Here is a 23,497-nt window from a genome sequence, read left to right on the forward strand (position 1 = left end):
GTCAAAGCGGGGGACGGACCGAGGACCGGCGTCCCGCTCAGGGCGGAGCACCGGTCCTCGGACGACGGTGGTGCGGCTCAGGCCAGGGCCGCCGCGACCTGGAGCAGGTCGGCGGGGACGTGCTTGACCTTGCCGGCGATCTCGCTCAGCGGGACCAGCTCGATCTTCTCGCCGCGCAGCGCGGTCATGACGTTGGTCTCCCCCGCGCTGATCGCGTCGATCGCCGCGACGCCGAACCGGCTGCCGAGGATCCGGTCCGCCGGGACCGGGGTGCCGCCGCGCTGCACGTGGCCGAGCACGGTCACCCGGGTGTCGAAGCCGGTGCGCCGCTCGATCTCGGCCTTGACCCGCTCGCCGATCGCGCCGGCGACGATCTCGCCGAACTGGCCGACCGGGGCCTCGTAGGACATCGAGGTGCCCTCGGCCGGGATCGCGCCCTCGGCGACGACCACGATCGAGAAGTTGGCGTGCGCGCGGTGGCGGTGCTTGAGGAACTTGACCACCTTGTCGATGTCGAAGGGCTCCTCGGGGGCCAGCACCAGCTCGGCGCCGCCCGCGATGCCCGAGGTCACGGCGATCCAGCCGGCCGAGCGACCCATGACCTCGACGATCATCACGCGGTTGTGGGACTCGGCGGTGGTGTGCACGCGGTCGAGGGCCTCGGTCGCGATCTCCACCGCGGTGTCGAAGCCGATCGAGCGGTCGGTGCCCCACACGTCGTTGTCGATCGTCTTGGGGATCGCCACGATCTTCACGCCCGCCTCGGCGACCTTGGACGCCGCGTGCAGGGTGCCGTCGCCGCCGATGCAGATCAGCGCCTCGATCCGCTCCGCCTCCAGCGTGGCCAGCACCGCGTCGATGCCGCCGTCCGCCGCGTGCGGGTGGAACCGCGCGGTGCCGAGCAGGGTGCCGCCGACCGGGAGGACGTTGCGGATGTGGTTGCGGGTCAACGGGATGATGTCGCCGTCCACGACACCGCGCCAGCCGTTCTTGAACCCGATGATCGAGTGGCCGTACTCCCCCTCCCCGCGCTTCACCACGGCACGGATCGCCGCGTTCAGTCCGGGGACGTCGCCTCCACCGGTGAGCAGTCCGACTCGCACGCTGAGGTCTCCTTGATCGTCAAGAGGGGGTTTCCGACGCGTCCTCGCGTGGCACGCCCCAGGTTATCCGGGCTGCGCACGGGGTCGTGTGAGCCTGAGGTCCCGGCCGTGTCGCGGGCGGTGGCCGGGGCGCGTCCGGCGGGTGAACAGCGCGGACGCACCGGACGGACCGGGCGCCGGGGCCGCGTGCACGGCGCGGGTAACGTCGGGGCGTGAGCACCGACAGCACCGTCCCGGGCCCCCTCGCCGACGCCGGCTACCGCGACGTCCCGGCGGCCGCCGCCGAGCGCTCCGGGCGGCTGTGGTGGGACGCGAACGCCGCCGACTACCTGGACGAGCACGGCGCGTTCCTCGGCGACGACGACTTCTGCTGGTGCCCGGAGGGGCTGCGCGAGGCCGACGCGCACCTGCTCGGCGAGGTGCGCGGGCGGCGGGTGCTGGAGATCGGCTCCGGTGCGGCGCAGTGCGCGCGGTGGCTGCTCGGCCAGGGCGCGGAGGTGGTGGCCACCGACGTGTCCGGCGCGATGCTCGCCGCCGGGGCCGCGGTGGACCGTCGCCGACCGGCCGGCGAGCGGGTGCCGCTGGTGCAGGCGGACGCGCGCCGGCTGCCCTTCCCGGACGCGTCCTTCGACGTCGCGTTCACCGCCTACGGCGCGATCCCGTTCGTGCCGGACGCCGAGCGGGTGCACGCCGAGGCGTTCCGGGTGCTGCGGCCCGGCGGGCGCTGGGTGTGCTCGGTGACGCACCCGGTGCGCTGGGCGTTCCCGGACGACCCCGGCGAGCGCGGGCTGACCGCCGACCGCTCCTACTTCGACCGGCGGCCCTACGTGGAGCAGGACGCGGCGGGCCGGGTGATCTACGCCGAGTACCACCGGACGCTGGGCGAGCACGTCGCGCAGGTGGTCGGCGCCGGGCTGGTGCTGGACGCGCTGGTGGAGCCGGAGTGGCCCGCGGGGCACGACCGCACCTGGGGCGGGTGGAGCCCGCTGCGCGGGGAGCGGCTGCCGGGCACGGCGATCCTGGTCGCGCACCGCCCGGCCTGAGCCGCGCGGGGGTGCGTCCCAGGGCGCCGAAGTTGCACGAATGCAGGCTTCGGCGCCCGTGAAGCGTGCATCCGTGCACTCTCGGCGCGGGGGTGAGCCTCGCGCGCCGGGGTCAGTGGCCGGCGGCGTGCCAGGAGCCGCCGACGCCGACCGAGACGTCGAGCGGCACGTCCAGCGGGAACGCGGCCCCCATCTGCTCGCGCACCAGGGCCTCGACCTCCTCGCGCTCCCCCGCGGCGACCTCGAGCACCAGCTCGTCGTGCACCTGGAGCAGCATCCGGCTGGTCAGCCCGCGGGCGTCGAGCTCGCGCTGCACGCCGAGCATGGCGAGCTTGATGATGTCCGCCGCGCTGCCCTGGATCGGGGCGTTGAGGGCCATCCGCTCGGCGGCCTCGCGGCGCACCCGGTTGTCGCTGGTGAGGTCCGGCAGGTAGCGGCGGCGACCGAGGATCGTCTCGGTGTACCCGGTGGCACGGGCCTCGTCGGACACGCCGGCCAGGTAGTCGCGCACGCCGCCGAACCGGGAGAAGTAGTCCTCCATCAGGCCGGCGGCCTCGCCGGTGGTGATCTTCAGCTGCTGGGACAGCCCGTAGGAGGACAGCCCGTACGCCAGGCCGTAGCTCATCGCCTTGATCTTCGAGCGCTGCGCGCTGGTGACCGCGTCGGTCGGCACGCCGAACACCCGGGAGCCGACGTAGGAGTGCAGGTCCTCGCCGGAGCGGAACGCCGCGATCAGCCCCTCGTCGCGGGACAGGTGCGCCATGATCCGCATCTCGATCTGCGAGTAGTCGGCGGTGAGCAGCGTCTCGTAGCCCGCGCCGACGACGAACGCGCGACGGATCTGCCGGCCGGCCTCGGTGCGGATCGGGATGTTCTGCAGGTTCGGGTCCGTGGAGGACAGCCGCCCGGTGGCCGCGATCGTCTGCTGGAAGGTGGTGCGGATCCGCCCGTCGGGCTGCACGGAGCGCAGCAGGCCCTCGACGGTCTGGCGCAGCCGGATCGCGTCGCGGTGCGCCAGCAGGTGCGCGAGGAACGGGTGCTCGGTGCGGACGAACAGGTCGGCCAGGGCGGCGGCGTCCGTGGTGTAGCCGGTCTTGATCTTCTTGGTCTTCGGCATGCCGAGCTGGTCGAAGAGCACCTCCTGCAGCTGCTTCGGCGATCCGAGGTTCACCTCCCGGCCGATCACGTCGTAGGCCTCGGCGGCGGCACGCTGCACCGCGGCGTCGAACTCGCGCTCGAGCTCGGTGAGGTAGTCGGCGTCCACCGCGATCCCGACGTGCTCCAGGCGGGCGAGCACGCGCTCCAGCGGCAGCTCGACGTCGGCGAGCAGGTGGTCGACGCCGCGGTCCACCAGCTGGCCGGTCAGCACGTCGGCGAGGTCGAGGACGGCGGCGGCGCGCTCGGCGGCCTTGGCGTGCTCGTCGGAGCCGTCCAGGCCGAGGTCGAAGGCGCCCTGGCCCTCGTCCACGCGGGTGACGCCGATCTCGCGGCGCAGGTAGCCGATCGCCAGGTCGGCCAGGTCGTAGCCGCGCCGGTCCGGCTGGCACAGGTAGGCGCCGAGCTCGGTGTCGAAGACGACGCCGTCCAGCGCGAGCCCCCGGCCGGCCAGCGCGTGCCAGGCCTCCTTGGCGGCGTGCACGACCTTGGGCCGCGCGGGGTCGGCCAGCCAGGCGGCGAGGGCCTGCTCGTCGCGGGGGTCGATCTCCTGGAGGTCGTAGGCGACGGCGAGGTCGCCGACGGCCAGCGCGATGCCGGTGGCGTCGCCGGCACCCGGGCGCACCACGCCGGTGACGTCCACGCCGGTGCGTCCGGCGGCGTGCTCGGCCAGCCACGCGGCCAGGCCGCCGGGGACGGGGGTGGCCAGCGCCGGGCCCTCGACCGGGGCGTCCGCGACGGCGGCCTCGGCCTCGTCGGGGAGCATCGCGAACAGCCGGTCGCGCAGGGTGCGGAACTCGAGCTCGTCCAGGATCGTGTGCAGGGCCTCGCGGTCCCACGGCTGCGCGGCCAGGTCCTCGGCGCCGAGCGGCAGCTCGACGTCGGGCAGCAGGCGGTTCAGCCGGCGGTTGAGCAGCACCTGGTCGAGGTGGGCGCGCAGGGACTCGCCCGCCTTGCCGCCGATCTGGTCGACGGAGGCGACGATCCCCTCCAGGCCGCCGTAGGTGGTGACCCACTTCGCGGCGGTCTTCGGGCCGACGCCGGGCACGCCGGGCAGGTTGTCGCTGGACTCGCCGACCAGCGCGGCGATGTCGGGGTACGAGGCCGGCGGCACGCCGTACTTGGCCTCGACGGCGGCCGGGGTCATCCGGGCCAGCTCGGAGACGCCCTTGACCGGGTACAGCACGGTCACGCGCTCGGTGACGAGCTGGAGCGAGTCGCGGTCGCCGGAGCAGATCAGCACGTCCATGCCGGCGGCCTCGCCCTGGCCGGCCAGCGTGGCGAGGATGTCGTCCGCCTCGATCCGCTCCTGCTGGATCGTGGGGATGCGCAGCGTCTCCAGCACGCGCTTGATCACGTCGACCTGGCCGCGGAACGGCTCCGGCGACGCCTCGCGCTGCGCCTTGTACTCCGGGTACTGCTCGGTGCGGAACGTGACGCGGCCGGCGTCGAAGGCCACGGCGACGTGGGTGGGCTGCTCGTCGCGCAGCAGGTTGGCCAGCATCGACACGAAGCCGAACACCGCGTTGGTGGGCTGCCCGGTCGAGGTGGCGAACTTGTCCACGGGCAGGGCGAAGAACGCCCGGTAGGCCATGGAGTGACCGTCCACCAGGAGGAGTCGTGCGGGCTGGTCTCGCGTCGTGCTGCTCACGGGTGCCAACCTATCGGGCATGACCCACACCGACCTTCCCTCCCCTGCCGGCACGCTGCTGGAGCGGATGGGCATCACCCTGACCGAGGTCACCGCGGAGCGCGCCGTGGGCACCATGCCGGTGGCGGGCAACACCCAGCCGTTCGGGCTGCTGCACGGCGGGGCGTCGGCGGTGCTCGCGGAGACGCTGGGCTCCTACGCGGCGAACGTGCACGCGGGCGCGGGCCGGCACGCGGTGGGGATCGAGCTGAACGCGACGCACCACCGCTCGGCGGCCGAGGGCGTGGTCACCGGGACGGCGACCGCCGTGCACCTGGGCGGGCGGGTGGCGACCTACGACGTGGTGGTCGAGGACCCGCGGGGTCGGCGGCTCTGCACCGCCCGGCTGACCTGCATGCTGATCGACGACCGCCCGGCCTGACCGGCCTCGGCCGCCGAGGCCCGCGCGACGCCGTCGGTGGACCCGGCGGCACGGGTGGTGCGCGCACGCCGTCGGCGGGCGATCAGGTCGTCGATCCCGGTGCGGCCGGCGCGCGGCGCGGGACGGCCGTTCTCGGCCTGGAGCCGGCGCTGGAGGTGCTCGGTGCTGGCGACGCGGTGCGCGGCCGCCGGGGCGAAGCCGAGCCGGGCCAGGAACCGCAGCATGCCGCGCGCGCCGGGCAGCGGGACGGCGATCACGTCGGTGGCCCCGACCTCGCGCGCCTGGTCGGTCAGCGCGCCGAGCAGGGCGTGCCCGACACCGCGGCGCCGGGCGCCCTCGGCGACGTAGACCGCCTCCAGGGCCACCGAGACCTCGTCGGTGAACAGGTTCGGTCCGGAGACCCGCGCGAGCAGCAGCCCGCAGACTATGCCGTCGAGGGTGCCGACCAGGCCGCAGGCGCCGGGCTCGGCGATCAGCGCGCCGATCTGGTGCCGCAACCGGTCGCCGTCGTCGGTGCAGAGCTGGGCACCCACCAGGGACTCGGCGCGGGCGGCGAGGCTGAGGTCGACGAGGACGTCGAGATCCTCCGGACGTGCCGGACGGACGGTGACGGGCGAGCGCACTGGCCACGACCTCCTGAGGTGGACGACTCACGGCGACGGCACTGTCGTCGTCTCCTGCGCCCCCCGCAAGATCGGACGATCATCGCAAACCCGGCGGCTCCTGCCTAGTCGGGGCCCGGGCCGTGAGCCCCGTCACGTCGTCGCGCCGCTGGTCGCGGCGGGTGGGCGCGCGTCCACACCACCCGTCCGGGTGAACGGCCGGACCAGGGTCCCCCGCGCGGGCGCACCAGCACCGACGCAACCACACGAATGTCGAAAACACTCCGGAAATCAGTTCGACACACTCCGTCCCTAGTGTCCGTCCCACTCACGGGATCCGTGGGCGCCCGGCATTCCTGGGACGAATTCCTCCGTGGAGGAATGAACCCCCAGGTCGCGCGCTCGCGCATTCCCTCAACGCTGTCGTCTGAAGCTGCCGACCACGACCGGACGGAGGACCAGGTGCGCCCAGCCGCGACCAGGGACCGTTCCACCGCCAGGGGCCTCGCCGCCCTCGGCGTGCTCGTCCTCACCGCACTGCTCACCCTCGCCCTGCCGGGCGCCGCGCACGCCGCCACCACCGGGGACTGCGTCGCCGACGGTGCCACCGCGTGCATCAACGGCACGATCCGCACCGCCGACCAGCAACCCGCCGTCGGCGTGGTGCTCACGGTGGAGGGCGAGGGCCAGAGCGTCCAGGCCACCACCGACGACACCGGCCGGTGGACCGCCGCGGTCACCGCGAGCGGCTCGTACACCGTCACCCTCGACACCGCGACGCTCCCCGCCGGGGAGACGCTGCGCGACCCTGCCGGCAACCCGCGCACGGTCGCCGTCGAGCTCGGCAACGCCGCCGGGGCGCTGTTCCCCCTCGGCGAGCCGCAGGCGTCCTCCGGCGGGAGCACCGGCGGGTCGACCGCCGAGCCGTCCACCGGCACCGACGCCGGCACCACCGACGGCGAGGTGGGCGCGCCCACCGGCAGCGGCGGCAGCGGCTTCTCCTGGTCACGGCTCGCGCAGCAGGCCACCAGCGGCCTGGTGTTCGGCGTGCTGCTCGCGCTGGCGTCGGTCGGCCTCTCGCTGATCTACGGCACCACCGGGCTGAGCAACTTCGCGCACGGCGAGCAGGTCACCCTCGGCGCGATCCTCGCGTACATCGGCTGCCAGACCCTCGGCCTGCCGCTGCTGGTCTCCGGCGTGCTGGCGGTCGTCGCCGGCGCGGCCTCCGGCTGGTTGCAGGACGCCGGGCTGTGGCACCCGCTGCGCAAGCGCCGCGTGGGCACCACCCAGCAGATGATCGTGACGATCGGTCTGTCGATGGCCCTGCAGTACCTGTTCCAGTTCTTCTTCGGCGGCGGTGCGCTGCGCATCGTCACCACCAACCCGCAGACGGTGAACCTCGGGCCGGTGCGGATCAGCCAGACGTCGCTGTGGTCGCTGCTGATCGCGGCGCTGGTGCTCGCCGCGGTCGCGTACTTCCTGCTCGGCACCCGGGTCGGCCGCGCCACCCGCGCCGTGTCGGACAACCCGGCGCTGGCCGCCGCCTCCGGCATCAGCGTGGACCGGATCGTCCGGCTGGTGTGGGTGCTCGGCTCGGCGCTGGCCGCCCTCGGCGGCGTGCTGATGGGCCTCTACCTCAACGCGACCAGCTGGAACATGGGCGGCGCGCTGCTGCTGCTGATGTTCGCGGCGGTCACCCTCGGCGGCCTCGGGCAGGCGTTCGGCGCGCTCGCCGGGTCGATCGTGATCGGCCTGGTGGTCGAGATGTCGAACCTGGTGATCCCCAGCGACATGCGCTACGCCGGCGCGCTGCTCATCCTCATCCTCGTCCTGCTGCTGCGGCCCCAGGGCATCCTCGGCCGCGCCGAGCGGATCGGTTAGGAGTCGTCATGGACTGGTCCCGGATCCTCATCAACACGGCCGGAGAGATCTTCGCGCCCACCACCGCGGCGTACGCGCTGGCCGCCATCGGCCTCAACGTGCACTTCGGCCTCACCGGCCTGCTCAACATGGGCCAGGCGGGCTTCATGCTGATCGGCGCCTACGGCTTCGCGATCTCCACGATCGCCGGCTGGCCGCTGTGGGCCGCGGTGCTCGTCGCGATCGCCTGCGCGGCGCTGTTCGGCCTGCTGCTCGGCATCCCGACGCTGAAGCTGCGCGGCGACTACCTGGCGATCGTCACGATCGCCGCCGCCGAGATCGTCCGCCTGGTCGGCCGGTCCACGGCGCTGACCGACCTGACCGGCGCGTCCTCCGGCCTGCGCGGCAACTCCTACAAGCACACCTTCCAGGACGCCTCGCCGTTCCCGGACGGCAACGTGGCGCTCGGCCCCTTCGAGTACTCGATGAACGCCTCGAACTCCTGGTGGATCCGCATCGTCGGCTGGGCGCTCGTCGCGCTGGCCTGCCTGCTGGTCTGGCTGCTGATGCGCAGCCCGTGGGGCCGGGTGCTCAAGGGCATCCGCGAGGACGAGGACGCCGTGCGCTCCCTCGGCAAGAACGTCTACTCGTACAAGATGCAGTCGCTGGTGCTCGGCGGTGTGATCGGAGCGGTGGCCGGCATCGTCTACGTGCTCCCCCGCGCCGTGCAGCCCGACTCCATGGGCCGCCCGATGACGTTCTTCGTCTGGACGATCCTGCTGCTGGGCGGTGCCGCGACGGTGTTCGGCCCGGTGCTCGGATCGATCATCTTCTGGGTGTCGCTCATGTTCATCAAGTCCGTGATGCGCGTCGGGATCCCCGAGTCCGTCATGCGCACCGAGCAGATCGAGCAGTTCGGCTGGATCATCGTCGGCGTCACGCTGATGCTGCTGGTGATCTTCCGACCTCAAGGCATCCTCGGCGACAAGAAGGAGCTGGCGATCGATGTCCGCTGACGCCCCGGGCCGTTTCGAGGTCCCCGAGCCCGTCCCCTACGCGACCACCGCCACCGGCAAGGACCGCGTGACCGCCGACCTGTCGCACGTCGCGCACACCCCCGGGGTGATCAAGCCCGACGCGATCGTGGTGGCCGACTCCGTCACCCGGCACTTCGGCGGCATGACCGCCGTCGACGTCGACCACCTGGAGGTCCAGCGCGGCGCGATCACCGCGCTGATCGGCCCGAACGGCGCCGGCAAGACCACGCTGTTCAACCTGCTGACCGGCTTCGACAAGCCGAGCACCGGCACCTGGACCTTCGAGGGCCGCTCGCTGTCCGGCGTGCCCGCCGCCCGGGTCGCCCGCTCCGGCATGGTCCGCACGTTCCAGCTCACCAAGGCGCTGTCGCGCATGACGGTGATCGAGAACATGCGGCTCGGCGCCACCCGGCAGTCCGGCGAGAACCTGTTCACCGCCCTGGTCCCCCCGCTGTGGAAGGCCCGGGAGAAGGAGATCACCGAGCAGGCCGAGGAGCTGCTGGCCCGGTTCAAGCTCGACGCCAAGCGCGACGACTACGCCGGCAGCCTGTCCGGCGGACAGCGCAAGCTGCTCGAGATGGCCCGCGCGCTGATGAGCAAGCCCACCATGGTCATGCTCGACGAGCCGATGGCCGGCGTGAACCCCGCGCTGACCCAGTCGCTGCTCGGGCACATCCAGGCGCTGCGCGAGGACGGCACGACCGTGCTGTTCGTCGAGCACGACATGCACATGGTCCGGCACATCTCGGACTGGGTGGTGGTGATGGCCGAGGGCCGGATCGTCGCCGAGGGCCCGCCGGAGGACGTCATGGCCGACCAGGCCGTGATCGACGCGTATCTCGGTGCGCACCACGACACCGACCTGGGCGACGACTCGCTGCTCGAGGACGGGATCGCACAGCTCGAGGCCGAGGAGGAGAAGCGATGACGGTTGTCACGGACGCGGGCACGGTGCACCGCGGGGCGCCCGCGGGCGAGCCCCTGCTGGCCGCCACGGACCTGATCGCCGGCTACGTGCCCGGCGTGAACATCCTCAACGACTGCAACCTGGTCGTGCACCCCGGCGAGCTGGTCGGCATCATCGGCCCCAACGGCGCCGGCAAGTCCACGCTGCTCAAGGCGCTGTTCGGGCTGGTGAACATCCGCTCCGGCTCCGTCGTGCTCAAGGGCGAGGACATCACCAACCACCGCGCCGACTCCCTGGTGCGCCGCGGCGTCGGCTTCGTGCCGCAGACCAACAACGTGTTCCCCTCGTTGTCGATCCAGGAGAACCTCGAGATGGGGCTGTTCCAGGCCCCGAAGCGGTTCGAGGAGCGGTTCGAGTTCATCGTGGACCTGTTCCCGGTGCTCGGCGAGCGGCGCAAGCAGCGGGCAGGATCGCTGTCCGGCGGCGAGCGGCAGATGGTCGCGATGGCCCGCGCGCTCATGATGGACCCCTCCGTGCTGCTGCTGGACGAGCCCTCCGCGGGCCTGTCCCCCGTGCGCCAGGACGAGACGTTCATCCGCACGCGCAAGATCAACAAGGCCGGCGTGTCCGTGGTGATCGTCGAGCAGAACGCCCGGCGCTGCCTGCAGATCTGCGACCGCGCCTACGTGCTCGACCAGGGGTCCAACGCGTACTCCGGGCCGGGGCGTGAGCTGATGAACGACCCCAAGGTGATCGAGCTGTACCTCGGCACGCTCGCGACCGACGTCGAGGCGGCGGCCGGGGCGGCGAAGCCGGACGCGCCCGCTGCTCCTGCCGCTCCCGCTGCGCCCGCAGAGGACTGACCCGCTCGATCTCGCACGATCCCAGGGCCCCTGGGCAGCCGGACCTCCGTCGGCCGCCCAGGGGCCCTGCTCTACGCCCCGCGCGCGCGGCTGCGGCGTGGGGCGCGTCCCGGTGCGCGCGAGAGTTGGCACGCGCACAGCGCCGAGTTGTCATCTCTTGTCGCTTCGGCGCGCCCTGAAGCGGCGAAAGATGACAACTCGGCGATAAGGGCGGGCTGCGCGGGCGGGCGGGCGGGCGTGCGGGCGTGCGCGGGTGCGGGGCGCGGGCGTGCGCGGGTGCGGGGCGCGGGCGGGCGGGCGTGAGTGCGAGACGCGGGCACGCACGCGCACAGCGCGCAGCAGCAGGCCCGGGACGCGGTGCGCGTCCCGGGCCTGCGGGGGTGGTGCTGAGGGTCAGTGCGTCACTCGACGGAGCCCTCGACCGCCTTCACCCAGACGTTCTTGTTGTCGGCCCCGTACTTGTAGACGCCGATGAACGCGGAGGACGGGTCGTTGTCGCTGTTGAACGGGCCGATGCCGGACTGGCCGACGTAGTGGATGTCGGAGCCGTCGTCGAGCAGGGCGACGCAGTCGGCGAAGGTGGAGCACTCCTCGCCGCCGTCGGCGCCGGAGACCGCCGCCATGTTCGCCTGGATGGTCACGCCGTCGGTGGCGCCGCCCTTCACCGCGGCCAGGGCGGCGAGGATGGTGGCGTCGTAGGACTCGGGGCCGTAGGCGTAGTCCGTGAGGTTGGCGTCGACCTCCTTGAGGCGGGCCTGGAACTCGTCGCTCGGGAACGCGCCGGGGATGGTGCCCTGGGCGCCCTCGAGGGTGCCGGGCTCGAAGTCGGCGGAGTAGTCGGCCGTGTTGCCGTCGACCATGTAGATCGTCGACGGGTCGACGCCGGCGGCGACGAGCTCGGGGATGATCTGCTTGGTCTGCTCGAAGGCGAGCACCACGACGGCGTCGGGCGAGGTCGCCATGAGCGCGGTGACGTCGGTCGCGAAGCTGCTCGCGGCCGGGTCGAACTCCTCGCCGGCGTTGCCGTAGACGACGGTGGCGCCGCTGGCCTCGACGGTCTCCTTGACGACATCGCGCAGCGAGGTGCCGTAGTCGTCGTTGAACACCAGGATGCCGATGTTGCTGTGGCCGTCACCGGTGATCAGGTTGCCGAGCGCCGAGCCCTGGACGGTGTCCGGCGGGGCGGTCCGGAAGTAGAAGTCGGAGTACCCGGACAGCGAGGTCGCGGTGTTCGCCGGGGAGATCTGCACGATCTCGGCGCCGGTGATGTCGTCGATCACGTTGAGCGTGACGGACGAGGACGCCGCACCGATGATCACCTGGACGTCCTGGGACATCAGGTCGGTGACCGACTGGGTGGCGACCTCCGCGTGGTCGGCGTCGGAGGAGTCCGCGTGCACGACCTTCACGTCCGAGCCCAGCACGCCGCCGGCCTCGTTGATCTCCTGGACGGCCAGCTCGACGCCGGCGACCTCGGGCGGGCCGAGGTAGGCCAGCGAGCCCGTCTGGGGCAGCAGCGTGCCGATGATCAGCGGAGAACCCTCGGTCGCGGCGGAGGACTCGTCGCCCGAGGCGGCGTCGTCGTCCGAGCTGGCGCAGGCCGTGAGCACGAGCGCGACGGCACCGGCGAGGGCGGCCGCCTGGACGGCATGTGTCGTACGAATCATGCGTAGAACCCCTGTCATGAGAACTGCCGACCGCGGCGGGGAACCCGGCCGGATGCCCGGGACCGTGCGGCCACCGGAGGACTGTGGCGCGAAACTATTCGGCGCGTGTGTCCACGATGTGTCCGTTGTGTCTCATCCGGATTCGTTGCCGATTCGTGACATTCCTGTTGTCTTCCGGAAATGCAACGAGGCCCGGACCACCGATCGGTGGTCCGGGCCTCGCCGGGAGCGTCAGGGCGTCAGGCGGCGCCGCCGCCGACCTGGTCGATCACGGCGTCCGCGACCTCGCGCATGGTGAGGCGGCGGTCCATGGAGGTCTTCTGGATCCAGCGGAACGACTCCGGCTCCGTCAGGCCCATCTTGGTCATGAGCAGGCCCTTGGCGCGGTCGACGCGCTTGCGGGTCTCGAAGCGCTCGGCGAGGTCGGCGACCTCGGACTCCAGCGCGCTGATCTGCGCGTAGCGGGAGATGGCGATCTCCACCGCGGGCAGCAGGTCGGCCGGGCTGAACGGCTTGACCACGTAGGCCATGGCGCCGGCATCGCGGGCGCGCTCGACCAGCTCGGTCTGCGAGAAGGCGGTGAGCAGCACGACCGGCGCGAGGTGGGCCTTGGCGATCCGCTCGGCGGCGGAGATGCCGTCGAGCACGGGCATCTTGACGTCCATCACGACGACGTCCGGCTTGAGCTCGGTGGCGAGGGCCACGGCCTGCTCGCCGTCACCGGCCTCCCCGACGACGTCGAAGCCCGCCTCACGGAGCGTCTCGACGACGTCCATCCGGATCAGGGCCTCGTCCTCGGCCACCACGGCGCGGCGCGCCGGACGCGCACCCGGCTCCGGGGCCTTCTCGGCCGCGCGGGCCTGGGGGATGTCGAGGTCGAGGGGGCTGTCCGCCGCGGCGGTGTCGGTGCTCGACGGCGTGGTCGGCGTCGCGTCCTGGGTGCTCACGGTGATGATTCTAGGACCTCTGCCCGCCTGACGGCGGTCGCGAGCGCTGTGAACCTCGGCACGCCGACCGATCGGTCGGCTTCTCGAGGGCCGTCGCGAGCCGCGCACGTCCGGGCCGAGACCCCGCGACCGCTACGCTGACGACCTGGCCCCGATAGCCCAACCGGCAGAGGCGTTCGGCTCAAACCCGATCCAGTGTGGGTTCGAATCCCACTCGGGGCACCCGTCGATGGAGGACACGTGACCGTCACCCGGATCACGGCGCGCAACGCGCGCTTCCAGGTCCTGACCACGCTGCTCACCAACCGCACGAAGCGCGGCCGCGCCGGCGAGTTCCTGGTGCAGGGCGTCCGCCCGGTCACGATGGCGGTCGAGCACGGCTGGGAGATCCGGGCGCTGCTGTACGACCCCGCGCGGGACCTGTCGACCTGGGCGCTGGACCTGCTGCGGCGGGTGCGCGGGGCCGAGCGGATCGAGCTGGCGCCGGACCTGCTGGCCGAGCTGAGCGAGAAGGACGAGGGCGCCGCCGAGCTGCTGGCGGTGGTCGCGATGCGCCCGGACGACCTGGCGCGGGTGCCGGTCGGGCCGGACCTGCTCGGCGTGGTGCTGGACCGGCCCACGCAGCCCGGCAACGTCGGGTCGATCATCCGCTCGGCGGACGCCTTCGGCGCGCACGGCGTGATCACCACCGGGCACGCAGCCGACGCCTACGACCCCAAGGCCGTGCGCGCGACCACTGGCTCGTTCTTCGCCACGCCGGTGGTGCGCGCCGCCGCCCCGCAGGACGTGCTCGGCTGGGTGGCGGAGCAGCGGTCGGCGGGCACGCCGATCATCCTGGTCGCCACGGACGAGCACGGGGACGCCGACGTGCACGAGATCGACCTGACCGGGCCCACGCTGCTGCTGATCGGCAACGAGACCACCGGCCTGTCCCACGCGTGGCGGGAGGCGGCGGACGTCACCGCGAGCATCCCGATGACCGGGTCGGCCTCCTCGCTCAACGCCGCGAACGCGGCGTCGGTGGTGCTGTACGAGGCCCGGCGGCAGCGGCTGCTCGCCGGCCGCTGAGCCGCCGCGGCACCGCGCTCAGCGTCGCTTGGGCGCCTTCCAGTACCCGCAGAAGGTGATGTCCTCCTTCGGCACCCCGGCGCGCACCCAGTGCCGACGGGCGCCGGTGGCCAGCGCCGACTCCCCCACCGCCCAGGCGTAGAACGGCTCGGCGGGCACCGGCAGCGCCTCGACGGCGGCCAGCGCGAGCACGCCGGGCAGGTCGTGCAGGTCGTCCCGGACCAGCCAGCGCACCTCGACGCCCTCCGGCGCGGTGACGTCCTGGCGGTCCTCGGCGCGGCCGATCTCGATCAGCGCGAGCCCGCGGGCGTCGGCGGGCAGGCTGTCCAGGATCCCGGCGACCGCGGGCAGGCCGGTCTCGTCGGCGACCAGCACGATCGATCTGTGGCGGTCGGTGGCCGCGTAGGTGCAGCCCTCGTCGAGGATCGCGACGGCGTCGCCCGGGGAGCAGGTCTGCGCCCAGGTGGCCGCGGGGCCGGCGGTGCCGTCCTCGGCAGAGCCGTGCAGCACCAGGTCGACGTCGATCTCCGGCCCCTGCGGCCCGTCCGGGCGGTAGGCGCGCACGGTGTAGTTGCGCAGCACCGGGCGCGAGGTCTTCGCGATGGCGAGGTACCGGAGGTACGCGATCGTGTCGAGCTTGTTCGGCAGCCGGGACAGCGAGTCCTCGGACACCGGCAGGAACACCCGGAACCACTGGTCGTGCCCGAGGTAGCGGAAGCGCTCGGCGTCGCCGCCTCCGAGGGTGACCCGTGCCATGCCCGGCGTGACCGTCTCGCGCCGGAGCACGTGCAGGGTCAGCAGCTCGGTGACCTCCGGGCGGGTGCGGGTGTCGTTCATGTTCGTGCGGGCCACGCTGCTCCTCGGATCCTCGGGCACACGGTAAGGAGAGCCTTACCTTCGCACCCGGCGGCGGCGGTCGTCCAGCCCGCGTCCACGTCAGCGGGTGGTGAAGGCGCCGCCGTCCAGGTGCAGGGTCTGGCCGGTGATCTGCCGAGCGCCCGGGGAGGCCAGGAACTCGACCAGCGCGGCGACGTCCTCCGGCGTGCCGGGGCGGCCGGTGAGGGTGCGGGCGACGAGGGTGGCGCGGCGCTGCTCGGCGACCGGGCCGCCGAACAGGTCGGTGCCCTCGACGTAGCCCGGCGCGACGGCATTGACCGTGATCCCGCGCGGTCCGAGCCGCTCGGCGAGCCCGGCGCTCCACGCCTGCACGGCAGCCTTGGCCACCGAGTACGCGTTGCCGGCGTACTCGGCGCCGATCGAGCCGACGTTCACCACCGTCCCACCGGCGCGCAGCCGGGGCTCGAGGGCGGTCACGAGCAGGGCCGCCCCGACCAGGTTGACCGCGAGGTTCCGGTGCCAGGCGGCGGCGTGCTCGGCGAGCGGGGCGCCGGCCGCCGGGGTGGGCGCGGCGAAGGCGCCGGCGTTGTTGACCAGCACGTCGACCCCGTCGGGGAGGCGGTCCGCGAGCGCCTGGATCGAGGCGACGTCCTCCAGGTCGAGGTCGACGCGCTCCACCGTGCCGGGTCGATCGACGCCGGGGGCGCCGGACCGGTCGGAGGTCTGCGCGCCGGGTCGATCGGCACCCGTGGCACCCGGGCGGGCGGGATCGCCCTGCGCCGCCGGGCGGCCGGTGACGACGACCCGGTCCCCCGCCGCGACGAGGCGATCCGCCACCGCCCGGCCGATGCCGCGCGTCCCGCCGGTGACCAGGACCGTGCGTGCCATGCTCTCCTCAGGTAGGTTCAGACCTCAACGTTTAGACCTGAACGTAGAGCACGAGGGGTCGGGATGACCAGCAGAGGCACGACCGCACCGGGATCAGCCACGCGGCAGGACCCCGGGCCGCGTGGCGCGCGCGAACGGCTCGACCCGCACGACCCACGCGATCCGCACGACCCCACCGACCCGCGCGCGATCGCCGCCGCGTGGGACCGCGAGCTGCCCGGCGCCCCCACCCGCTCGGTGGTGCTGGTGTCGGCGGTCAAGCAGGTCGCCGCCGCGCTGCGGCACGCACGGGAGCAGACCCTGCGCGCCGCCGGGGTGGACGCCGCCACCCTGGACCTGCTGAGCACCCTGCGCCGGTCCGGCGACCCCTACGTGCTGACCACCCGCGATCTGGCGGAACGCTGCCTGGTGAGCGCCGGGGCGATCTCGCAGCGGGTCGCCCGCGCCGAGCGCGAGCACCTGGTGACCCGGTCGGCGGGCACCGGGCGCCGGGTGGATGTCACGCTCACCGCCGCGGGGCACGCGCTGGTGGAGCGGACCGCCGCGCAGGTGCTGGCGGCGGACGAGGCGCTGCTGCACGGGATCGACGACACGACGCTCGGGCGGATGGAGTCGCTGCTGACCGCGTGGGCGCAGGACCTGCGCCGCACCGAGGGCTGATCCTCAGCGGGTACCGTGCGTCCGCCCGGGCGCAGCGCCCGACGCGCACGCGACAGGAGGCCCCGACCGTGCCGATCACCCCCACCCCCGCGGAGCAGGACGCCCTGGTGCGCCGGCTGCGGGCGGCCGGCTGCGTGTTCGCCGAGGACGAGGCGGCGCTGCTGCTCGCCGAGGCCGCAGACGGGTCCGCGCTGGAGGCGATGGTGGCGCGCCGGGTGGCGGGCGACCCGCTGGAGCTGGTGCTCGGCTGGGCGGCGTTCTGCGGGCTGCGGGTGGCGGTCGCACCGGGGGTGTTCGTGCCGCGGCAGCGGACCGGGCTGCTGGCGCGCACGGCGGTGACGCTGCTGGGCGCCGGGGGCGTCGCGGTCGACCTGTGCTGCGGCTCGGGGGCGGTCGCCGCGGTGGTGCTGGCCGAGGTGCCGGGGGCCGAGGTGTGGGCCTGCGACCTCGATCCTGCGGCCACCGCCTGCGCCGCGATCAACCTGCCGGGGCCGGCCGCCGCGGGCCGGGTGCGCACCGGCGACCTGGACACCCCCCTGCCCGACGCCCTGCGCGGCCGGGTGGACGTGCTGACCGCGAACGCCCCCTACGTGCCGACCGACGAGATCGCGCTGATGCCGCCGGAGGCCCGCGACCACGAGCCCGGTCTGGCGCTGGACGGCGGGGCCGACGGCGTGGACCTGCACCGCCGGGTGGCGGCGGTCGCGCCGCGCTGGCTGCGGCCCGGCGGGCACCTGCTGATCGAGACCAGCGTGCGGCAGGCGGCGGCCACTGTGGCCGCGTGCACGGCGCACGGGATGACCGCGCGCGTGCTGCGGGACGAGGACCTGGACGCGACCGTGGTGCACGCCACAGCCTGACCGGCACCGGCGCTCGTAGGGTGGGATCGTCCGGCCCGCGCGGGGTCGGCGGGGCACGTGGAGGTCGCGATGGTTCGGGCGCTGGTCGTGGTGGACGTGCAGGTCGACTTCTGCGAGGGCGGCTCGCTGGCGGTGGACGGCGGGGCGGCGGCCGCCGCGGCGATCACGGACCACGCGGCCCGCACCTCGGACGACTACGCGGTGGTCGTCGCGACGCGCGACTGGCACGAGCCGCTGCCGGGGACCAACGAGGGGCACTTCGCCGACCCGGCGGCCGGCGAGCAGCCGGACTACGTGACGACCTGGCCGGTGCACTGCGTGCGCGACACCCCGGGCGCGGAGTACCACCCGGACCTCACGCTGCCGGCGGGCACGGTGCACGTGCGCAAGGGGCAGGGGCGGCAGGACTACTCGGGCTTCGAGGGCGTGGTGCAGGACGGCGACCGGCCCGACCTCGCCGGTGCCCTGCGCGCCCACGGGGTGACGGCGGTGGACGTGGTCGGCGTGGCGACCGACCACTGCGTGACCGCGACGGCGCTGGACGCGCTGGACGCCGGCTTCGAGGTGCGGGTGCTCACCGATCTGACCGCCGGGGTCGGGGTGCGGACCACGATCGACGCGCTGACCCGGCTGGTGGGACGGGGAGTGCGGCTGACCACCTCGGCGGAGGTCTGAGCGCTCAGCCCTGGTCGGCGCGCAGCACGCCGGTCTCGCGGAAGGTGTCGGCGATCTGCTGCGCCTGCGCGGACACCAGCCGACGGTAGAGGTCGTAGGCCGCGTCGATGCGGTCGGGCAGGTCTCCTCGGCTGCGCGCCAGCTGCCAGTCCCGCTTCGCCGCGGCGATGTCGGTGTTGGTGATCACCACCCGCGCGTCGTCGTCCATGGGATCGAGGATGCGTCCGTTTTGCCCGCTTTGCACGGGTTTCGCGGGGTGAACTAGGACAAAAAGGACAGCATCACCCGTGCGGAGGAACGTCTCCCACGATCGGGTGCGCCCGGACGGATCGGGCCGCGCCGAGGCCCCACCCCGGGCACCGACCGGGCCGGTTCGTCGTTCGTCCTGCGGGAACGCACCCTGCACTGGCACGCTGTGCTGATCGAGACCGCGCGCCGCGCACCACCGGGTGCCGATCGCACGCGTGCGGACGAGGAGGCAGCGCGGATGAGGATCTGGCCGGGACGCCCGTACCCCCTGGGGGCGACCTACGACGGCAGCGGGACGAACTTCGCGCTGTTCTCCGGGGTCGCCGAGCGCGTCGAGCTGTGCCTGTTCGACGGGCAGGGCACCGAGACACGGGTGGACCTGCCCGAGGTCGACGCCTACGTCTGGCACGGCTACGTGCCCGCGCTCCAGCCCGGCCAGCGCTACGGCTACCGGGTGCACGGCCCCTACGACCCGGCGCAGGGCCACCGCTGCGACCCGTCCAAGGTGCTGCTCGACCCCTACGCCAAGGCGATCGACGGCCAGGTGGACGGCGACCCCTCGCTGTACTCCTACGCGTTCGGCGACGAGGGCACCCGCAACACCGACGACTCCGCCGGCCACACGATGACCTCGGTCGTGGTGAACCCGTACTTCGACTGGGGGCACGACCGCCCGCCGCAGCACGAGTACCACGACTCGGTGATCTACGAGGCGCACGTGCGCGGGCTGACCCGGCTGCACCCGGAGATCCCGGAGGACCTGCGCGGCACGTACTCCGCGATGGCCGACCCGGCGGTGATCGACCACCTGACCGCCCTGGGCGTCACCGCCGTCGAGCTGATGCCGGTGCACCAGTTCGTCAACGACCCCTCCCTCGCCGACAAGGGCCTGTCGAACTACTGGGGCTACAACACGATCGGCTTCTTCGCCCCGCACAACGGCTACGCCGCCTTCGGCAGCACCGGCCAGCAGGTGCAGGAGTTCAAGACCATGGTCAAGGCGCTGCACGCCGCCGACATCGAGGTGATCCTCGACGTGGTCTACAACCACACCGCCGAGGGCAACCACCTGGGGCCGACGCTGTCCTTCCGCGGGATCGACAACGCCAGCTACTACCGGCTGGTGGACGACGACCCGGCGCACTACTTCGACACCACCGGCACCGGGAACTCGCTGCTCATGCGCTCCCCGCACGTGCTCCAGATGATCATGGACTCCCTGCGGTACTGGGTGCAGGACATGCACGTCGACGGCTTCCGCTTCGACCTCGCGGCGACGCTGGCCCGGCAGTTCCACGAGGTCGACCGGCTGAGCGCGTTCTTCGACATCGTGCAGCAGGACCCGGTGATCTCCCAGGTCAAGCTGATCGCCGAGCCGTGGGACCTGGGCGACGGCGGCTACCAGGTCGGCGGGTTCCCCCCGCTGTGGTCGGAGTGGAACGGGCACTACCGGGACACCGTGCGCGACTACTGGCGCGGGGAGCCGTCCACGCTCGCCGAGTTCGCCAGCCGGCTGTCCGGATCCTCCGACCTCTACGAGCACACCGGCCGCCGCCCGATCGCCAGCGTCAACTTCATCACCGCGCACGACGGCTTCACCCTGGCCGACCTGGTGTCGTACAACGAGAAGCACAACGAGGCCAACGGCGAGGACAACCGGGACGGCGAGAGCCACAACCGCTCGTGGAACTGCGGCGTCGAGGGTCCCACCGACGACCCCGCGGTGCTGGAGCTGCGCGACCGGCAGGCCCGCAACCTGCTCGCGACGCTGCTGCTGTCCCAGGGCGTGCCGATGCTGGCGCACGGCGACGAGATCGGCCGCACCCAGCACGGCAACAACAACGTGTACTGCCAGGACAACGAGATCGCCTGGGTGGACTGGGACCTGGACGAGCGCCGCACGGCGCTGCTGGAGTTCACGCGCGCGCTGGTGCACCTGCGGCGCGAGCACCCGGTGTTCCGCCGTCGCCGGTTCTTCGCCGGGGCGCCGGAGCGCGGCGGTGAGTCCGATCTGCGCGACATCGCCTGGCTGAGCCCGGGCGGGCAGCACATGTCCGACGCCCAGTGGCAGGAGGAGCTGGCCCGGGCCCTGATGGTCTTCCTCAACGGGGACGCCATCGCCGAGCCCGACCTGCGCGGCGAGGAGATCGTGGACGACTCGTTCCTGGTGCTGTTCAACGCGCAGCCCGATCAGACGGAGTTCACGCTGCCCGACGCCGACTACGGCGAGTCCTGGACCGTCGTGGTGGACACCGACCACCAGCTCGAGATCGGCGCGCAGGTGCCGCACGGCACGACGATCACCCTGGCCGGACGGTCCACCGCGGTGCTGGTCCGCCCGCCGGCACCGCCCGCCCCGCCGGAGCCGGTGTCCCCCGCGCCGACGGTCCGCGCCCGCAGCACCGTGCGGGCACCGGGATCCGCCGCGCCGGCAGCGCCCGGGACCACCGGCACGACCGACCCTGCGGGGCCCGCGTGACGGGCGAGACGCACGCCACCTCGGCGCACCGGCTGCCCGCACCGGGGCGCCCGGTGCCGACCTCCACCTACCGGCTGCAGCTCGGGCCGGACCTCACGCTGGACGACGCCGCCGCACGGGTGCCGTACCTCGCCGCGCTCGGCGTCACGCACCTGTACCTGTCACCCATCCTGCGGGCGGCCCCCGGATCGACCCACGGCTACGACGTGGTGGGCCACGACGAGATCTCCCCCGTGCTCGGCGGCCTGCCCGCGCTGCACCGGCTCGCCGAGGCCGCGCACACTGCCGGGCTCGGACTGGTGCTCGACATCGTGCCGAACCACATGGCCGTGCCCACGCCCGCCTGGCACAACCGGGCGCTGTGGTCGGTGCTCGCCGAGGGGCCCGAGTCGCCCTACGCCGCCTGGTTCGACGTGGACTGGTCCGGCGGGGACGGCGCGGTGCTCATGCCGGTGCTCGGTGCCCGGATCGGCGAGGTGCTGGCCGGCGGCGAGCTGCGGCTGGAGGTCGAGACGATCCCCGGGTCCGGCGAGGAGCCGCGACCGGTGCTGCGGTACTACGACCACGTGTTCCCGGTGCGCCCCGGCACCGAGGCGCTGCCGCTGGCCGAGCTGCTGGAGCGGCAGCACTACCGCCTGGCGTACTGGCGGGTGGCCGACGAGGAGCTGAACTACCGGCGGTTCTTCGACGTCGGCACCCTGGCGGCGATCCGGGTGGAGGACCCCGAGGTCTTCGACGCCACCCACGCGCTGGTGCTGCGGCTGCTGGACGCGGGCGTGCTCGACGGGCTGCGGATCGACCACCCGGACGGGCTGGCCGACCCCGCCGCGTACCTGGAACGGCTGCGCGAGCGCTCCGGCGGCGCCTGGGTGGTGGTCGAGAAGATCCTGGAGGACGACGAGGAGCTGCCCGCCGACTGGGACACCGCCGGCACGAGCGGCTACGAGGCGCTGTGGCGGGTGCAGCAGACCTTCCTCGACCCCGGCGGCGCGGCCCTGCTCGGCGCGGAGATGCACCGGCTCACCGGCGACTCCTCCGACATGCTCCCGGCGCTGGTCGAGCAGGCCAAGCGGGAGATCGTGGACGGCGCCCTGTACGCCGAGGTGCACCGGCTGACCGAGCTCGCCGCCGAGGTGTGCCGGGGCGACCTGCGGCTGCGCGACCACACCTGGCGCTCGCTGCACGACTGCCTGGTCGAGCTGCTGGTGGCGATGGACCGGTACCGCGCCTACGTGGTGCCCGGGCGCACACCGCACCCCGAGGCGATCGAGGTGCTGGAGCACGCCGCCGCGCTGGCACGGGCCCGGCTGTCGCCGGAGCGCACCGCCAGCATGGACGTGCTGGTGGACCTGCTGCTCGGCCGGGAGGTCGGCAGCGCCGGGCGCACCCGGGACGCGCTGCGCGACGAGCTGGTGGTGCGCTTCCAGCAGACCTGCGGCGCCGTGACCGCCAAGGGCGTCGAGGACACCGCGTTCTACCGCTGGACGCATTTGGTGGCGCTGTGCGAGGTCGGCGGGTCGCCGCAGCGGTTCGCGCTGTCCCCGACCGAGCTGCTCACCTGGGCGGCCCGCGCGCAGGCGCACGCCCCGCTCGGCATGACCACGCTGTCCACCCACGACACCAAGCGCAGCGAGGACGTGCGCGCCCGGATCGGCGTGCTGTCCGAGCTGCCGGTGGAGTGGTCGGCGCTGGTCCGCGACCTGCGCACCGCGAGCGCCGCCTACCGCAGCACCCTGCTGGACGGCCGGACCGAGAACCTGCTCTGGCAGACCCTCGCCGGCACCTGGACCGCCGACGGCCCGATCGCCGCCGACCGGATCACCGGGTACCTGACCAAGGCGATCCGTGAGGCGAAGTCGCGCACCTCGTGGACGGCGGTGGACGAGCCCTACGAGCGCTCGGTGCTCGACGCGGCCACGCAGGCGCTCGCCGACCCGCGGGTGGCCGAGCTGCTCACCGCCTGGGAGCGGCGCACCGCACCGGCCGTGCGCGCCGCCACCCTCGGAACCAAGCTCGTGCAGCTGACCCTGCCCGGGGTCGCGGACGTCTACCAGGGCACCGAGGTCCCCGCGGTGGCCCTGGTCGACCCGGACAACCGGCGGCCGGTGGACGCCGAGGCGCTCGCCGCCCGGCTGACCCGGCTGGACGAGGGCGCGGGCCCGCGCGACCTGGCCGACGAGAAGCTGCTGGTCACCTCGCGGGCGCTCCGGCTGCGCCGCGACCTGCCGGAGGCCTTCGTCGGCGCGGACGCGGGGATCGTGCCGCTGGCCCGGTCCACCGAGCACCTGCTGGCGTTCGCGCGGTCGATCGCCGGGGCGCCCGCGGTGACGGTGCTGGCGACCCGGCTCGCCGCCGGGCTGGACCGGCTCGGCGGGTGGGGCGATCACACGGTGGCCCTGCCGGAGGGCGAGTGGCACGACGTGCTGGCCGACCGGCGGGTGGACGGGGGCGTGCAGGAGATCGGTCCGCTGCTGGACCGGCTGCCGGTGGCGCTGCTGGTGCGGAGGTCGGACGCGTGAGCGGGG

The 23,497-nt window shown here is 73.5% G+C and carries 20 protein-coding genes and 1 tRNA gene; 13 read left to right on the forward strand and 8 right to left on the reverse strand.

Annotated features, from left to right (window positions below):
• Positions 1–77: 77 nt before the first annotated feature.
• Positions 78–1,103, reverse strand: coding sequence for a 6-phosphofructokinase (locus ACZ5HG_RS11220; protein WP_464176215.1), 1,026 nt, complete (start codon positions 1,101–1,103; stop codon positions 78–80).
• 212 nt (positions 1,104–1,315) lie between these two features.
• Here ACZ5HG_RS11220 and ACZ5HG_RS11225 point away from each other — a divergent pair, with 212 nt between their 5' ends.
• Complete coding sequence (locus ACZ5HG_RS11225; protein ID WP_464176217.1) at positions 1,316–2,146, forward strand: class I SAM-dependent methyltransferase; 831 nt, start codon at positions 1,316–1,318, stop codon at positions 2,144–2,146.
• Positions 2,147–2,258: 112 nt separating this feature from the next.
• Here the strand turns inward: ACZ5HG_RS11225 and polA are convergent, their stop codons facing one another.
• Positions 2,259–4,973 carry a DNA polymerase I gene (gene polA, locus ACZ5HG_RS11230; protein WP_464176219.1) on the reverse strand — a complete coding sequence of 905 codons (2,715 nt, stop codon included), beginning with the start codon at positions 4,971–4,973 and terminating at the stop codon, positions 2,259–2,261.
• On the opposite strand from polA, the gene ACZ5HG_RS11235 reads away from it, so the two are divergent.
• Positions 4,972–5,373, forward strand: a complete 402-nt coding sequence (locus ACZ5HG_RS11235) for a PaaI family thioesterase (RefSeq protein WP_464176221.1) — start codon at positions 4,972–4,974, stop codon at positions 5,371–5,373. The two genes, polA and ACZ5HG_RS11235, sit on opposite strands and share 2 nt — an antisense overlap.
• Here ACZ5HG_RS11235 and ACZ5HG_RS11240 read toward each other — a convergent pair.
• Positions 5,286–5,996, reverse strand: coding sequence for an N-acetyltransferase family protein (locus ACZ5HG_RS11240; protein WP_464176223.1), 711 nt, complete (start codon positions 5,994–5,996; stop codon positions 5,286–5,288). The genes ACZ5HG_RS11235 and ACZ5HG_RS11240 overlap by 88 nt on opposite strands.
• Positions 5,997–6,437: 441 nt before the next feature.
• Here ACZ5HG_RS11240 and ACZ5HG_RS11245 point away from each other — a divergent pair, with 441 nt between their 5' ends.
• Genes ACZ5HG_RS11245 through ACZ5HG_RS11260 form a run of 4 tightly spaced genes read left to right on the forward strand, consistent with a single transcriptional unit; the run spans position 6,438 to position 10,642 of the window.
• A complete protein-coding gene (locus ACZ5HG_RS11245; RefSeq protein WP_464176225.1) occupies positions 6,438–7,856 on the forward strand; it encodes a branched-chain amino acid ABC transporter permease in 1,419 nt (472 codons plus the stop codon).
• A gap of 8 nt (positions 7,857–7,864) precedes the next feature.
• A complete protein-coding gene (locus ACZ5HG_RS11250; RefSeq protein WP_464176228.1) occupies positions 7,865–8,851 on the forward strand; it encodes a branched-chain amino acid ABC transporter permease in 987 nt (328 codons plus the stop codon).
• Positions 8,841–9,800, forward strand: coding sequence for an ABC transporter ATP-binding protein (locus tag ACZ5HG_RS11255; RefSeq protein WP_464176230.1), 960 nt, complete (start codon positions 8,841–8,843; stop codon positions 9,798–9,800). Before ACZ5HG_RS11250 ends, ACZ5HG_RS11255 begins: the two co-directional genes overlap by 11 nt.
• On the forward strand, positions 9,797–10,642 hold the full coding sequence (locus ACZ5HG_RS11260) for an ABC transporter ATP-binding protein (protein WP_464176232.1): 846 nt from the start codon (positions 9,797–9,799) through the stop codon (positions 10,640–10,642). The genes ACZ5HG_RS11255 and ACZ5HG_RS11260 overlap by 4 nt, the downstream gene beginning before the upstream one ends.
• A gap of 401 nt (positions 10,643–11,043) precedes the next feature.
• On the opposite strand, the gene ACZ5HG_RS11265 is transcribed toward ACZ5HG_RS11260, so the two are convergent.
• Together ACZ5HG_RS11265 and ACZ5HG_RS11270 are read right to left on the reverse strand one after the other, a co-directional pair.
• Positions 11,044–12,309: an ABC transporter substrate-binding protein gene (locus ACZ5HG_RS11265; RefSeq protein ID WP_464176234.1), complete on the reverse strand. Its 1,266-nt coding sequence runs from the start codon at positions 12,307–12,309 to the stop codon at positions 11,044–11,046.
• Between the two features lie 239 nt (positions 12,310–12,548).
• Positions 12,549–13,256, reverse strand: a complete 708-nt coding sequence (locus ACZ5HG_RS11270; protein WP_464176236.1) for an ANTAR domain-containing response regulator — start codon at positions 13,254–13,256, stop codon at positions 12,549–12,551.
• A gap of 148 nt (positions 13,257–13,404) precedes the next feature.
• On the opposite strand from ACZ5HG_RS11270, the gene ACZ5HG_RS11275 reads away from it, so the two are divergent.
• Positions 13,405–13,478: transfer RNA gene (locus tag ACZ5HG_RS11275), tRNA-Leu, on the forward strand.
• Between the two features lie 18 nt (positions 13,479–13,496).
• The gene (locus ACZ5HG_RS11280; protein WP_464176240.1) at positions 13,497–14,324 is read left to right on the forward strand and encodes a TrmH family RNA methyltransferase; all 828 of its coding nucleotides are present in this window, start codon (positions 13,497–13,499) and stop codon (positions 14,322–14,324) included.
• 18 nt (positions 14,325–14,342) lie between these two features.
• Here the strand turns inward: ACZ5HG_RS11280 and ACZ5HG_RS11285 are convergent, their stop codons facing one another.
• Together ACZ5HG_RS11285 and ACZ5HG_RS11290 are read right to left on the reverse strand one after the other, a co-directional pair.
• A complete protein-coding gene (locus ACZ5HG_RS11285; RefSeq protein WP_464176242.1) occupies positions 14,343–15,176 on the reverse strand; it encodes a siderophore-interacting protein in 834 nt (277 codons plus the stop codon).
• An 84-nt stretch (positions 15,177–15,260) separates the two neighbouring features.
• Positions 15,261–16,049: an SDR family NAD(P)-dependent oxidoreductase gene (locus ACZ5HG_RS11290; protein ID WP_464176244.1), complete on the reverse strand. Its 789-nt coding sequence runs from the start codon at positions 16,047–16,049 to the stop codon at positions 15,261–15,263.
• Positions 16,050–16,112: 63 nt separating this feature from the next.
• On the opposite strand from ACZ5HG_RS11290, the gene ACZ5HG_RS11295 reads away from it, so the two are divergent.
• From ACZ5HG_RS11295 to ACZ5HG_RS11305, 3 genes are all read left to right on the forward strand, one after another.
• A complete protein-coding gene (locus ACZ5HG_RS11295) occupies positions 16,113–16,709 on the forward strand; it encodes a MarR family winged helix-turn-helix transcriptional regulator (protein ID WP_464176246.1) in 597 nt (198 codons plus the stop codon).
• A 68-nt stretch (positions 16,710–16,777) separates the two neighbouring features.
• Positions 16,778–17,569 (forward strand): putative protein N(5)-glutamine methyltransferase, encoded by a 792-nt coding sequence (locus ACZ5HG_RS11300; protein ID WP_464176249.1) that lies wholly within the window; start codon positions 16,778–16,780, stop codon positions 17,567–17,569.
• Positions 17,570–17,638: 69 nt separating this feature from the next.
• On the forward strand, positions 17,639–18,244 hold the full coding sequence (locus tag ACZ5HG_RS11305) for an isochorismatase family protein (RefSeq protein ID WP_464176251.1): 606 nt from the start codon (positions 17,639–17,641) through the stop codon (positions 18,242–18,244).
• 4 nt (positions 18,245–18,248) lie between these two features.
• Here ACZ5HG_RS11305 and ACZ5HG_RS11310 read toward each other — a convergent pair whose 3' ends face one another.
• Entirely contained in the window at positions 18,249–18,452 is a 204-nt protein-coding gene (locus ACZ5HG_RS11310) for a hypothetical protein (RefSeq protein WP_464176253.1), read from the reverse strand.
• Between the two features lie 279 nt (positions 18,453–18,731).
• On the opposite strand from ACZ5HG_RS11310, the gene glgX reads away from it, so the two are divergent.
• Together glgX and treY are read left to right on the forward strand one after the other, a co-directional pair.
• A complete protein-coding gene (glgX, locus tag ACZ5HG_RS11315; protein WP_464176255.1) occupies positions 18,732–20,972 on the forward strand; it encodes a glycogen debranching protein GlgX in 2,241 nt (746 codons plus the stop codon).
• Positions 20,969–23,491, forward strand: coding sequence for a malto-oligosyltrehalose synthase (gene treY / locus ACZ5HG_RS11320; RefSeq protein ID WP_464176257.1), 2,523 nt, complete (start codon positions 20,969–20,971; stop codon positions 23,489–23,491). Before glgX ends, treY begins: the two co-directional genes overlap by 4 nt.
• Positions 23,492–23,497: the final 6 nt, after the last annotated feature.

The sequence above is a fragment of the Cellulomonas sp. GTC20042 genome, from assembly GCF_055389595.1.

Coding starts and splice junctions, on each gene's coding strand:
- ACZ5HG_RS11310 (WP_464176253.1), bottom strand. CDS start 18,452: ATGGACGACGACGCGCGGGTGGTGATCACCAACACCGACATCGCCGCG.
- ACZ5HG_RS11265 (WP_464176234.1), bottom strand. CDS start 12,309: ATGATTCGTACGACACATGCCGTCCAGGCGGCCGCCCTCGCCGGTGCC.
- ACZ5HG_RS11250 (WP_464176228.1), top strand. CDS start 7,865: ATGGACTGGTCCCGGATCCTCATCAACACGGCCGGAGAGATCTTCGCG.
- ACZ5HG_RS11305 (WP_464176251.1), top strand. CDS start 17,639: ATGGTTCGGGCGCTGGTCGTGGTGGACGTGCAGGTCGACTTCTGCGAG.
- ACZ5HG_RS11255 (WP_464176230.1), top strand. CDS start 8,841: ATGTCCGCTGACGCCCCGGGCCGTTTCGAGGTCCCCGAGCCCGTCCCC.
- glgX (WP_464176255.1), top strand. CDS start 18,732: ATGAGGATCTGGCCGGGACGCCCGTACCCCCTGGGGGCGACCTACGAC.
- ACZ5HG_RS11295 (WP_464176246.1), top strand. CDS start 16,113: ATGACCAGCAGAGGCACGACCGCACCGGGATCAGCCACGCGGCAGGAC.
- ACZ5HG_RS11290 (WP_464176244.1), bottom strand. CDS start 16,049: ATGGCACGCACGGTCCTGGTCACCGGCGGGACGCGCGGCATCGGCCGG.
- ACZ5HG_RS11260 (WP_464176232.1), top strand. CDS start 9,797: ATGACGGTTGTCACGGACGCGGGCACGGTGCACCGCGGGGCGCCCGCG.
- ACZ5HG_RS11235 (WP_464176221.1), top strand. CDS start 4,972: ATGACCCACACCGACCTTCCCTCCCCTGCCGGCACGCTGCTGGAGCGG.
- polA (WP_464176219.1), bottom strand. CDS start 4,973: ATGCCCGATAGGTTGGCACCCGTGAGCAGCACGACGCGAGACCAGCCC.